This is a genomic window from Shimia litoralis, from assembly GCF_005518135.1.
Taxonomy (GTDB): Bacteria; Pseudomonadota; Alphaproteobacteria; order Rhodobacterales; family Rhodobacteraceae; genus Shimia_E; species Shimia_E litoralis.
The window spans coordinates 16,416-28,415 of sequence record NZ_SULI01000034.1 but is presented as its reverse complement, the minus strand read 5'-3'; the positions used below and the strand labels follow the sequence as shown (position 1 = coordinate 28,415).

11 protein-coding genes are annotated in these 12,000 nt (G+C 56.3%); 2 read left to right on the top strand and 9 right to left on the bottom strand.

The genetic code is table 11. The features are described 5' to 3' along the window. Positions 1-253: 253 nt before the first annotated feature. Positions 254-1,357, bottom strand: a complete 1,104-nt coding sequence (locus tag FAP39_RS16540) for an ABC transporter substrate-binding protein (protein WP_171006905.1) — start codon at positions 1,355-1,357, stop codon at positions 254-256. A gap of 72 nt (positions 1,358-1,429) precedes the next feature. Beyond that, a complete protein-coding gene (locus FAP39_RS16535) occupies positions 1,430-3,127 on the bottom strand; it encodes a sulfatase-like hydrolase/transferase (protein ID WP_138017484.1) in 1,698 nt (565 codons plus the stop codon). Between the two features lie 472 nt (positions 3,128-3,599). Here FAP39_RS16535 and FAP39_RS16530 point away from each other — a divergent pair, with 472 nt between their 5' ends. Then, positions 3,600-4,946 (top strand): tetratricopeptide repeat protein, encoded by a 1,347-nt coding sequence (locus FAP39_RS16530; RefSeq protein WP_138017483.1) that lies wholly within the window; start codon positions 3,600-3,602, stop codon positions 4,944-4,946. Between the two features lie 238 nt (positions 4,947-5,184). Here the strand turns inward: FAP39_RS16530 and FAP39_RS16525 are convergent, their stop codons facing one another. The 7 genes from FAP39_RS16525 to FAP39_RS16500 form a co-directional block, all read right to left on the bottom strand. Beyond that, positions 5,185-5,907, bottom strand: coding sequence for an ABC transporter ATP-binding protein (locus FAP39_RS16525; RefSeq protein WP_138017482.1), 723 nt, complete (start codon positions 5,905-5,907; stop codon positions 5,185-5,187). Further along, entirely contained in the window at positions 5,901-6,668 is a 768-nt protein-coding gene (locus FAP39_RS16520) for an ABC transporter ATP-binding protein (protein WP_171006904.1), read from the bottom strand. The genes FAP39_RS16525 and FAP39_RS16520 overlap by 7 nt, the downstream gene beginning before the upstream one ends. Next, entirely contained in the window at positions 6,662-7,546 is an 885-nt protein-coding gene (locus FAP39_RS16515; RefSeq protein WP_212743440.1) for an ABC transporter permease, read from the bottom strand. Before FAP39_RS16515 ends, FAP39_RS16520 begins: the two co-directional genes overlap by 7 nt. Beyond that, the gene (locus FAP39_RS16510) at positions 7,539-8,477 is read right to left on the bottom strand and encodes an ABC transporter permease (protein ID WP_138017480.1); all 939 of its coding nucleotides are present in this window, start codon (positions 8,475-8,477) and stop codon (positions 7,539-7,541) included. Before FAP39_RS16510 ends, FAP39_RS16515 begins: the two co-directional genes overlap by 8 nt. 60 nt (positions 8,478-8,537) lie before the next feature. Beyond that, positions 8,538-8,744 (bottom strand): hypothetical protein, encoded by a 207-nt coding sequence (locus FAP39_RS17705; protein WP_212743439.1) that lies wholly within the window; start codon positions 8,742-8,744, stop codon positions 8,538-8,540. Beyond that, complete coding sequence (locus FAP39_RS16505; RefSeq protein WP_425471450.1) at positions 8,710-10,059, bottom strand: ABC transporter substrate-binding protein; 1,350 nt, start codon at positions 10,057-10,059, stop codon at positions 8,710-8,712. Before FAP39_RS16505 ends, FAP39_RS17705 begins: the two co-directional genes overlap by 35 nt. A 98-nt stretch (positions 10,060-10,157) precedes the next feature. After that, positions 10,158-10,514 (bottom strand): hypothetical protein, encoded by a 357-nt coding sequence (locus FAP39_RS16500; RefSeq protein WP_138017479.1) that lies wholly within the window; start codon positions 10,512-10,514, stop codon positions 10,158-10,160. 112 nt (positions 10,515-10,626) lie between these two features. On the opposite strand from FAP39_RS16500, the gene FAP39_RS16495 reads away from it, so the two are divergent. After that, positions 10,627-11,976 carry an MFS transporter gene (locus FAP39_RS16495; protein ID WP_425471449.1) on the top strand — a complete coding sequence of 450 codons (1,350 nt, stop codon included), beginning with the start codon at positions 10,627-10,629 and terminating at the stop codon, positions 11,974-11,976. The last annotated feature ends 24 nt before the right edge of the window (positions 11,977-12,000 follow it).

The following is a 12,000-nucleotide window of genomic DNA, read 5'->3' as shown; positions in this document are numbered from 1 at the left end:
CATGAACATAAACCAGATGCATCTTAGCCAAGCCGCAAACCTGTCCTAAAAAGCAGGACCACTTCACACGACGAGCGCTCGTGGGAATGCAAGATCGGTAAACCTGAGGCGCGGCCGAGAGCTTTGGGGAAGAAATCCCCCGCGGTTTTTGCATATATGTTTGTGTAAATTGGCTTGCGTCAGTACAGAAGACATCGCGCGATCAGAAGTATCCTGTGTGCAGGATCTTATCTTTTCATAACCCTCATAAAACTTAGCGGTATGTTTCTGAGAAAGCTAAACTTTGGGGTAGGAACGTTTCCTCGATACTGAGGACGCGGCTCGCGAGGCCCTGATCGTGCGAATATCGGAATAGGGCTTTGACGGCCTTTTGATTGGCGGTCATTCCGTAAGGATAGAAATTGCTCCCCATCAGTGCACGCGTGTTCTCGAGTTCCTGACTATACCATGGTAGCATATCTGTTGCCCATGTAAGGCGATCTTTGAGGCGGTAGGCTGCAAACTTGGCCCTAGAATATGCGTCAAACACTGATTGCGCCAACCAAGGGTGATCTTTGGCTGTATCGCGCCGGATAGCGAGCACATGCATGATTGGGAAGATGCCTGTCTTGCGAAAGTAATCTTGTTCAACGCTTCTGAAATCTGGGAACAATCGCGAAATGCGGGGGTCTCCTTGCAAGTATGCAGCCGGCGTGGCGGCATGAAACAACGCATCAACTTCGCCAGTCAAAAGCAATTCGGATTCATCCAGGCCTGGTGTGCCTTTGGTGACATTGATGTTGTCAGGCAGGCGGTTCTCTTGAGCCGAGATTTTGCCAGCTTCTCCTGCAGAGCTATCTTGTGTGGCGACGACCCATTCTACATCCGAGGGTTTCAAGCCATATTCATCCTCAAAAATACCGCGTATCCAGGTGAGAGAGGTCGAGGAATAACCCGGCGTTCCTACGCGCCGTCCACGCAGGTCCTCGGGCTTCGATATCGCTGCGTCCGAACGCACAAACACACTTTTGTGCCGGAACTGACGTAGGAGAAAGATTGGAAGCAACGCGTAGTCGCGAAACCCTTCGTTGGCATGTGCCAGCATGAAGGGATGCAGGCCAAGTTCAGTAATTTCGTTCTTGCCCTGACCTGTAAAGGCATCCGTGTTCATATCACCGATGGCATCTTCGACAAAGGTTGCGTTTGCGCCTTTGATCTTAACAGATCCATCGAATAGCGCCTGTGTGCGATCCAGCCTATAGTTGGACGCTGTGATCGGTAAGCCGCCGTTACCGCTCGCTGAGGCCTTGGTTCCAATAAGGGCAGGGGCCGCAAGGAAGGTACCTGTCAGGGCTACAAATCGTCTTCTGTTCAGCATTGGGACTCTCATGTTCTGCGGCGGCATATACCAAAGAAATGCCCCAGCCGCTTTCGCGGCTGGGGAGACGTTTTATTGGCCCAAACTCGGATCCATGTTTCGATCGAACGGAATTTGATCGAGATGTTCGATGTATTCCAATGGATCAAAAGGCAGGTCTTTCAGAACCATTTGTGGTTGGGCGTGGGCTTTGACTGCATCGGAAGCATTAGCAACGCCGGTCCATGGAATACCGTGCTTTTCTTGGGAATCCGGGTACTTTTTCTTCCACAATTCATGACGCAATACCATACGGTTGAAAGGACGCTTCATGTGGATCATAGGCGTCATCATTGGCAAAACTTCGCGTGGGTCGGTAGGCAGGAAGTAAAACGCCGCTGGAATACCGCTGGCTTCACCCACTGGATCGGGTGAAATCATGTGACGCTTATAGTTGCCTTTGATGACCGCACCCAAACGAGGGCCTGCATAGGTGAATTGATAATCGCGACGTCCATGGGTTTCACCGTTCAATAGTAGGGCGGTTTGGTCCAGACCATCAATCACACGATCCGTTGGGATGTTGTCCATTGCGCCACCAAGGCTGGCGAAGGTTGTGAATAGATCGGTGATGTGGATCATGTCACCCTGGACCTGACCTGCATCAACCATACCAGGCCACCAAGCAAAGGCTGGAACGCGCACGCCGCCTTCAAGGAAGTCACCTTTGCCACCACGGAAAATGGTTTCTGCGAAGCCTGTGCCGGGGGGCGGGTTATGTGACATCGGCCCATTGTCAGCCATGGCGATCACCAGTGTGTTTTCCGCAATTCCCAGCTCTTCGAGATGGTCCATCAGCTTGCCTACAAAGACGTCGACGTTACACTGCAATCCGTCCTGCAACATTGCGCGAGCAACCGAACAATTCTTGGGGCGGGTTGGCAGAAAGGTGGACATCATCGGCCAGTTGGCGACATAGAATGGTTTGCCTGCTTCGGCGTTGCGCGTGATGAATTCCAAGGTCCGCTTTTGGGCTTCTGGGTCAATTGCCTCATATGTTTCATACGAGTTGTCACGCCACTGAAGTGTTTCACCACCCTTGGTGCCTTCTGCAATTTGTACCCAATCTTTGGTGATAAAGGTATCATCCAGCATGAAGGGATCTTTTGGGAACAGGTCTTCGACCAATCCCAGGGATGCATTGCCTTGTTCTGCAACGTCCGAGTTCAGCGACAAAATTTGGTTGTAACCAGTGAAAAATGCTTCATCAAAACCCTGATTGTGAGGATAGCTTTCTTCGATATCGCCCAAGTGCCATTTCCCGTGGAACGCTGTAGCATATCCCGCTTCTGAAAGGACTTCGGCGATTGTGACTTCTTCATCGTCAAGGCCGTGGCTTTCGAGCAGCATGCCGATGTTGTACATGCCATTGCGCACAGCCATGCGGCCGGTCGCAGCGGCGGCACGACTTGGTGTACAGCCAACTTCGGTGTACATGCGGGTGAACAGAATACCCTCTTGGGCCATTTGGTTAATGTTGGGAGTATCAAAACCTCGGATTTTCTGAATAGCCGGAATGCCCATGTCTCCATAGGCCGTGTCGTCCCACATGATGTGGATCAGGTTGGGCGGGGTTCCGTGTTTTTCCTTCAATTCGGCCAGCTTTGCCTGAAGGCCTGCGTCTTCAACAGCCCAACGCTCTCCGTGTTGAGCCTTGAGCACATAAAATTCGGCATCGTGGACCAGTTGCCCGGCCCCATCCGTGTTGTCCGCCCATAAGGGGGGGGGCAACTATCCCCAAAGTCATCATAGCGGCCGAGGTGAGCGCACCTTTTGCCAGCTTGTTACGGGTATTCATTTCCGGTCTCCTTTTGAAGTCGCAAGGGATATTGGGAAGTCGCTAATCACTTGCGACGCTACGATGTAGAAAAAGACGAATTTCGTCCTTTAGCCCTTCAAGGCTCTCGCCAGCCGCCACGTCAGTCAAAGGACTGTCTCTGAGAATCCTCGCCACGATTTCATAGTCGCGGCAAATCTCGTCGAAGACCTGATTGGATATGCGTAAACGTCGAATTTCGTCCCGTTTTCGCGGAAACAAATGATCAGCCGTTTGAGCAACAGTGCGGTTTGGATCGTTTTCAACTCCCATGAGTAAAGTGGTATTGGGATTGAGCATTGAAACAAGTATAATACCGTGAAAGTTGCGTTAAACCGGCCGTTTAATGTCAGCACAACATGCTGAAACAAAAGAGTTTAAAGTCGAATGCCTGATGAACCAAAGCTTGACGACTCTGCCGCAGGTTTTACTGAGGGTTCCATCAAAGCGGAACTCAAACGTGTTCTCGAAAGCGCGGCATTTAACAATGTCGACAGGTTGAAAGCGTTCCTTAGCTATGTCGTGAAGGAGTCTCTAGCTGGTCGCGGAGACCTCATTGCGGGCAAGACAATCGCGCATGATGTCTATGGACGCGCTTCTGTCGACGGCAGCGATAGCATCGTACGAGTTGATGCGGGCCGGTTACGGCGCAAGCTTTCAGAGTTTTACGAAAACGAGGGCTTTGATAACCCGATCCGGATTCACATTGATAGCGGTGGATATGCGCCAAGGTTCGAGAGCAAAGAGATCGAAAACGATCCTCAGGCGCGGCCAGACGTCCACCAGATAACAAAAGTACGACCACAGGGCGCTCTTCCTTGGCTGCTGGCGTCAGGGTTCGGTGCGGCAGTTGGCGCGGTGCTGATCTATTGGCAAATGTCTTCGCCAGAGAGGCCCGCAACCGATTTTTCAGCACGCAATCAATCTGAAAGATCCGCTCTTGCAGAAAAATCCACAGCGACTCTTCAGGCGGCAAATCTAGCGGAACAAGCCAGTGGATTGTTGTTCCCGATCGCAAATGTCAAATATCAAAAACTTGCGACTTCGATGTATCGAGAAGCCATTCAGATTGATCCGAACTTTCCTGATGCTCTTGCCGGTGCCGCACATAGTCTTGGTACACTTGCATTGTTGGCGCCAGACGCCGACACACGGATGACATTACTTGGCGAAGCGCAGGGATACGCACAAAAGGCGGCCAACCTTGCCCCTTTGAGCGGATGGGCACAATCTGCAGTTGCTTGGGTTGCGTTTGCAAGCGGTGAGTATGAGCGTGCAGTTGACATCAGCCGCCGTGCAATAAGTCTGGACGAGGTAGACAGCAAAACACTGGATTTCAGTGGTGTGATCTTTGGAATGACAGGACATTTTGCAGAATCCGCCAAGGTGTCTGATCCTAGTCGGTCGAGAAACAGCAAAACACGCGGGCCCGCTCATCTGAACATCTATGGCGTCGCAAGCTTCCATCTAGGCAACTACGAGGAGGCGATCTCTGCTATTGACGAAGCGGTGACGCAAGGTGGGCCAGTCAGCGCGCTTACACTGGTGTTCAAAGCCGCGGCCCTTCAAGCGATAGGCGACAAGATATCCGCTGCCGCTCTTTTGGAGCAGCTACAGACAACGTGGCCGGACTTTAGCCCCAGAAATGTTTTGGAACGTTTCTATCAGCACCCCCAACACTCTGAAGACTTGTTGGGCCTGCTCCAAGAAGCTGGGTGGCCGGCAGGCCACTAAGCTGAGAAGTGGCGCAGAGTTTACAATTATCTCTGTTCCGAAAGCGCGCCAATGTAGCAGGATCGCTACTATTCCCGGTTTGTAAAACACCTACCGACCCTGTGCTTGAAAGCATGGACGCGCTTGAAGTCCCAATTTTATTGGCGGTTTCCGGTATCTTCCGACTGCTGCAAGACTAAGTCCCGTATAAGAGAGGTATTTGCAGCAAACCAATTTTGAGAGAATAGCGAGACCTTTGCTATAGGGTTTTTGCATAAGCGCGTGCCAATGGATGCTGTGCGTGTTCGATGAATGACTGCATGGGGATATCTTCGACAATACGCGCCTCGTCGAGGACGAGAATTCGATCCGCCAGTTGCCTGAGCGGAGCAAGGTCATGGCTTACGATCAGCATTGCCAAGTCGGTCTCAGCATGGACCTTGCGCAGCAACTTGGTTGTGTTGATTTGGGTGGCTAGATCGAGTGACGACAGAGGTTCATCCAGTACCAGCAGCTTGGGTTGGGCAGCCAGCGTTTTGGCCAGCGCGACCCGCTGGCATTGCCCGCCGGACAGCGCATAGGGGTGACGGGCGTGTAGTGAAGACGCCAGGCCAAGAGTATCCAGTAAGGAAGCAGCCCGAGAATGGCGTGTGTCAGGCGCTCCGACGCCAAAGCCCGAAAGGGTCTCCATCACCGCGCCATGGGCCGTGAGATAGGGGCTGAGCGATTGAGTTGGGTCCTGCCATAGATACTGGATCTGCTGCCGGGCGGACCCGTGGCCGGGCCGTATTTGCGAACCTGCAAATGAAATATTGCCGGCGTCGATCTGTTCCAGCCCGACGAGACAGCGCGCGAGAGTGGATTTACCAGAACCCGAGCGCCCAATTAACCCGACCACTTCACCGGCTGCGATTGACAGGTCGACTCCGCGCAGAACCTCTCGCCCGTAGAAGTGCTTGGAAAGGCCCTCCACCCTCAGCATTGGATCTGCAGCGCATGGGCTGCCTCTGCCAGTTGCCGAGCCGCTGGGGCAATGGATGTTGCCAGATTGGATATCGGGGCGTCTTCGACCAACCGCCCATGGTCCATGACCAACGTGCGGTTGGCGACTTCCGCCACGGCGCGCAGGTCGTGGCTAACAAACAGCAAGGAAGAGCCAACCTCGTCTGCCATCTTTGTGAGGGCGGCAAGGATTTCCCGCTCGGTCAACACATCAAGGCCGGTGGTCGGTTCGTCAGCGATCAAGATGCGTGGACGCAGGATCAGCGCCATAGCGATCAGCACCCGCTGCTTCATGCCACCGGACAGTTGGTAGGGAAAGAAATCAGCCACATGCGGGTCCAGTGCAACGGTTTCGAGGGCAGAAGTCACCGCCTGCTTCGGGTCCTCGCCGACAATCCGAGCGGTTTCCGCCAGTTGGGCGCGGATACGGCGGGCCGGTGTCAGGGCCGTGCCGGGGCTTTGGAATATCTGGAACACCTTGCGACCTCGGACCCTTCGCCAGACCTGAGGCGCCGCTCCGACCAACTCGACGCCGTCGATCTGTGCCATGCCGCCGGTGATGGCCAGCGGCGGCCGAAGCAATCCACATAGAGCGGCGGCAGTGAGAGATTTTCCACAACCGCTGGGTCCGACGAGGCCAACCCTTTCACCCGGCGCGATGTTGAAACTGAGCTGATCGAGCAGCGGTCGCGCCCCCGGAATGGCGACGCTTAGGTCGGTAACGGATAATGCATCTACCATTGATAGGGTTCCCTTTTGTCGAGCCATGCACGCAGGCCCTCACCGACGAGATTGAATGCCAGCACTGCAAAGGTGACGGCAAAACCAGGCACCAACAGCATATGAGGCGCCTGTGTAAAGAACGGCCGGGCTTCGTTCAGCATCGCGCCCCATTCCGGGGTTGGGGGCTGGGCCCCGATGCCAAGGAAGCTGAGCGAGGACAGTGCCAATAGAACCGAGGCGGTTTCGAGCGAGATAATCACCGCCAGCGGCGGCAGCACCTGTGGCAGGATATGGCGCAACACGACACGCGAGCGTGATGCGCCGGTTAGGCGGGCGGCGGCGACAAACTCGCGCTGAGCCGCTGACAATACCAGAGCCCGCACCAACCGAGCGTTGGAGGGCCACCAAGCAGCCGCAACGCCGATGATAGATGCCTCGAGCGAGGCCCCCAAGAATCCGATGACGGCCAGCGCCAGCACCAGCATCGGAAAGGCCATGATGATATCGGCAAGCCGCATCATCACCATATCGACCTTGCCGCCGGCCAGTGCCGACACAACCCCCCAAGGCAGAGACATCGCAAGGATCAGCGCCATGGCGGCCAGCGCGGCCCCGAGTGAGACCGGTACCGCGCCGACCAGCCGGGCCAGCAGATCACGCCCCAAATGGTCGGTGCCCAGCGGATGCGCAGCAGTGGGGCCACTGAGGCGAGCCAGCAGGTCCATCTCGTCAGGAGCAGGCAGGTCGAAAAGGAAAGGCGATAGGCCCATAAAGCCGAACCCCAAAAGAAGCAGCAGCCCGATCAAAAGTCCGATAGGGCGTTTGGCGCCCATGCGCGAGCGCCAGCGCTGGGGGATGACACGCACTGCAGGAATGCGGAGGGTCTGGTCACTCATGTTCCAGCCTCCTACGCAGTTGCGGGTCGGTGAGGATCACCGCGATGTCGGCCAGCAGACTGGTTAGGAAAAAGGTCAGCCCCATCAGCACAAGATAACCCTGAATCACCGGGAAATCCCGTTGCGAGATCGCCTGAAGGATAAGCTGCCCCAGCCCTGGCCACCCAAAGATGCTCTCGACGACCACTGCGCCGCCCAGCAACCCCCCAAAGGCATTGGCCCATGCGGTGATCAGCGGTCCGATGATGCGGGGCGCAATATGGCCCAGCAGAATTTGGATCGGACCCAGCCCCTTGGCGATGGCAAGGCGGATATGGTCCTCGCTCATCTCGGCGCGGATACGTTCATAGACCATCCGTCCCAGCGCCGCACCGGCGGCAAGGCTAAGGGTCATCGCGGGCAGAACCAAATCGGGTAGCGAGCTATCGCCGACAAGCCGGGCCCAGCCGAGGTGCAGCACGAACACGTAGATCAGCAGCAGGGCCAGCCAGAAGGATGGCACTGAAACCAGAAGGATCGTGAGGCCGCGCAACCCGGCACCGAAGAATTGACCAGCGGTCGCGGCAAGCCCACCAAGCGTCAGCGATAAAGCAATGGCGCCGAGAAGGGCACTGGCGGCAAGCGACAAAGTGGCCGGCAGGTATAGGGCAATCTCGTCCATGACAGGGCGCCCGGTTGCAATCGAGGTTCCAAACTCGAAACGCAGGGCATGCCCAAGCCAGTCGAGGTAGCGAAGCAAGAGGGGCTTATCGAGACCAAATTCCGCCTGCAACGCGGCGATATCTTCAGGCTCGGGCATGATACCCATGGCGCGCAGTTCCATCATCACCGGATCACCCGGCGCAAGGGCGACGATCAGGAAGGCCACAAAGGACATGCCCAAAAGTGTGGGGATGGCGGATGCAAGCCGAATTAGAATGAAACGCAGCATAGGAAATCCTTGCAGGCGAAGCCCCCTTGAGGAGGGCTTCGCCTGACATGCATTTGACGATTACTTGGTGAACTGAACGTTTCCGTAGTCGATCCAGTCGGCGTATTCCGACATCGGAACCTGAATACCCGGGCGCGACAGGGCAAAGTTTGGCACCATCAGGACCGGGATTGCCGCGAGGTCGTCTTGCACGATGGCACGGTGCGCCTGACGGACCAAGTCTATCACCTCTTCACGGGTCTGCGCTTCGCGCGCCCTCAACAGCATTTCGTCCACATGCGGGCCCGGGGCCGTGAATTTGTAACCACCCCACGCCGTGACCGAGGTAAAGAGGTTGTAAAGCAGGTATGTCGGGTCTGTGTTGTTGTTCGACGCGAACTCCATATAGAGATCCGCCTCGCCGGTATCGAGATAAGTCGACNAGATCCGCCTCGCCGGTATCGAGATAAGTCGACCCGTAGACACCGCTGTCATCCACCTCGATCAGATCGATATCGATGCCAACGGCGGCAAACATCTGGTCAAGCATTTCCGGCATTGGCTTGACGGACGAGACATTGGGATAGGCTGCGACCAGACGCAGGCTCAGTTTACGCCCGTCTTTCTCACGCACGCCGTCCGCGCCCATAGTCCATCCTGCGGCATCCAGTATTGTACCTGCTTTGGCCGGATCATATCCAAACCCGTTGGTGTGATCGTCGCCGAGGTTGAACATCCATCCTGGCAGAATGCCCTTGGCAGGAACTCCGCGGCCGTCGAACAGCACACTGGCGATGGTGTCTCGGTCGATGGCCCAGGCCAGTGCTTGCCGCACCTTATAGTCCTGAATGATGTCAAATGGGGCCGCGCCGTTCAGGTTGGCCAACAGCGCCACATACCGGACCGGCCGGCTTTCATGCAGCACGACCGAACCATCCTTGGGCATCGACAGCATCATTTGCGGGGTGACTTCGCCAATTACGTCGACCTCGCCGTTCTGCAGCGCCAACATGCGGGCATTGTCATCGCCGATGAAGCGGAATGTCAACTTGTCGACGCTTGGCGCATCTCCCCAGTAGCCTTCGTTGCGCACGACGGTGATCTGTTGCTTGGGGTCGTAACTGTCCAGCAGGTAAGGGCCTGTGCCAACTGGGTTTTCTGCTCTGTTTTCCGAAGGACCAAACAGCGACGTACCACGGTGGGTCATGTTTTCGATCACCAGCGCGGACCCCTTTTCGGATCGAAAGCTGATTTCAAAGTCACCAAGTTTCTGGAAACTGTCTTGGTCGATTTGCAGAAAATCGGACTTGCCCTTGTCATATAGCCGTAACGCGGCGATGGCGCTGTTAGCGTCAAAGGGGGTGCCATCCGAGAAGGTCACGCCTTGGCGCAGAGTGACGGTGTAGGTGCCGTCGGAATAGTCCCAGGATTCAAACAGCAGTGGGCTGGGCAGGAAGTTTTCGTCCGGCTTGACACCTGTCTCTACGATCTGTGCCGCAGGGCGGCGTGTCGTAAAGGTGAATTTCTTTTCGTCGACGCTGTAGCGATCGCGTTTGACGGCCACGGTCAACGAGGTTTCGGCCTGTGCCGTGGTAAGGGCCATCGGCAGGGCCAGAGTAGCGGCTGCGGCAAACCGCACAGCCTGATTGAGGATGCTCATAAGTGTCGTCCTTGTAAGGTGATTTCAGTCGTGTTTCGAAGTCAGCTTACAAGAGGGGGCGCGCGTGGGGCGTAGGCCCGCAACCCCATCGATTCCACCAGAAAACGCGAGGCGACGGGATAGGGCAGGCGAGTCAGTTCGACCCTGTTCACGATTACTTCGGGGGATGGGAATGGCAGCGCTGCGATCTGAGTGCTGAAGAAATCACATCCCAGATCAATTGCGCGCTGTGGTTCACCATCAAGAGGGATGGTGATGGTTTCGAGCTCGCCGCCATTACATATCTCGTAGGTGATCGTGTCACCATCGAACACAAGCATGGTGCCGGGGGGCCGCAGAAGCCCACTGACAAGAATGGTCAGGGCCAGAAGCAGCCGCAAGACATTCTTACCAGTCATTCGAGTCATCCCGTGTTTAGAGCCTTACAAACAGTACTCATCGTTCTGCTGCGACACCATGAGCATTGTGTCGCGGACTGCAAGTCATATTCTCACTGTCATGCAAGGAGCTTTGTCCCACCCCGTTTATCGCCGCCTGTTGCTGGCACAGATTCTGTCTGTGCTCGGATCCGGCCTGACCACGATTGCGCTTGGTTTGCTCGCGTTTGAACTGGCTGGGGGGAACGCTGGTGCCGTTCTGGGGACCGCGCTGGCAATCAAGATGGTGGCCTATGTCGGGCTGGCTCCGGTGGCCGCAGCAATCGCGGTTCGGCTGCCGCGCAAGCCCTTTCTGATTGCTTTGGACCTAGCGCGGGCAGCGTTGGTCTTGGCACTGCCTTTCGTAACCGAGATTTGGCAGATTTACCTGCTGGTGTTCGGTTTTCAGGCCTTCTCGGCCGCGTTCACGCCCACCTTTCAGGCAACGATTCCCGATATTCTGGAGGACGAAGAGAGCTATACTCAGGCGCTGTCCTATTCGCGCCTGACCTACGACCTAGAGGCGCTGCTTGGCCCGACCATTGCCGGAGCCTTGCTGGCGGTCACCTCGTTTCACGCTTTGTTTGCTGGAACCGCGATTGGGTTCCTGGCCTCGGCCGCGCTGGTCGCAAGTGTGATCCTGCCGTCGCAGAACCCGGCTGCGGCGCAGACCCCGTTCCGCAAGCGCCTGACTCGGGGGGCTTGGATCTATTTGGCCACACCGCGTCTGCGCGGGCTGTTGGCGCTTTATATCGGCGTGGCGGCGGCCACAGCGATGATCATCGTCAATACCGTCGTTCGGGTGAAGGTTGACTTGGGGTATGGTGATGAAATGGTCGCGCTGCATTTCGCAGCCAGCGGTATCGGCTCGATGGTGGTTGCCTTGGTGTTGCCGCGGCTTCTGGGCAACAACTCGCCGCGCAGGGTGATGTTGATGGGCGCAATGATCATGACCTGTTGCATGGCACTGGCCGGAACCGGACCCGAGCTGATTGCCGGATTGGTTTTATGGCTGGCTCTGGGGGCAGGGGCATCGTTGATTCAGACCCCGGCGGGGCTGCTTATCACACGGTCTTGCCATGCCGAAGATCGGCCCGCGGTATTCGCGGCGCACTTCGCCTTGTCCCATGCCGCATGGCTTCTTGCCTATCCTCTGTCAGGTCAGCTCGGCGCATGGATCGGGCTGTCACCGACGTTCTTTTTTATGGCCGCTTTGACAGCTATCGCATCGATATGTGCAACGCGGTTGTGGCCATCGAACGACCCTGTGGAAATCGAACATGAGCATCCCGCAGTGGAGCACGAGCATGCTTTTGGTGACGAGATACACCACGAGCACGAGGCCAACGGAGCGCCGCACCCGGTGCGTCACCGCCACGCCCCCCAACGTCACAGCCATGTTTTCGTCATCGATGACCATCACCCAGTCTGGCCAAGATCATAGTTCCTCTGAAAACGCTATTTTGGT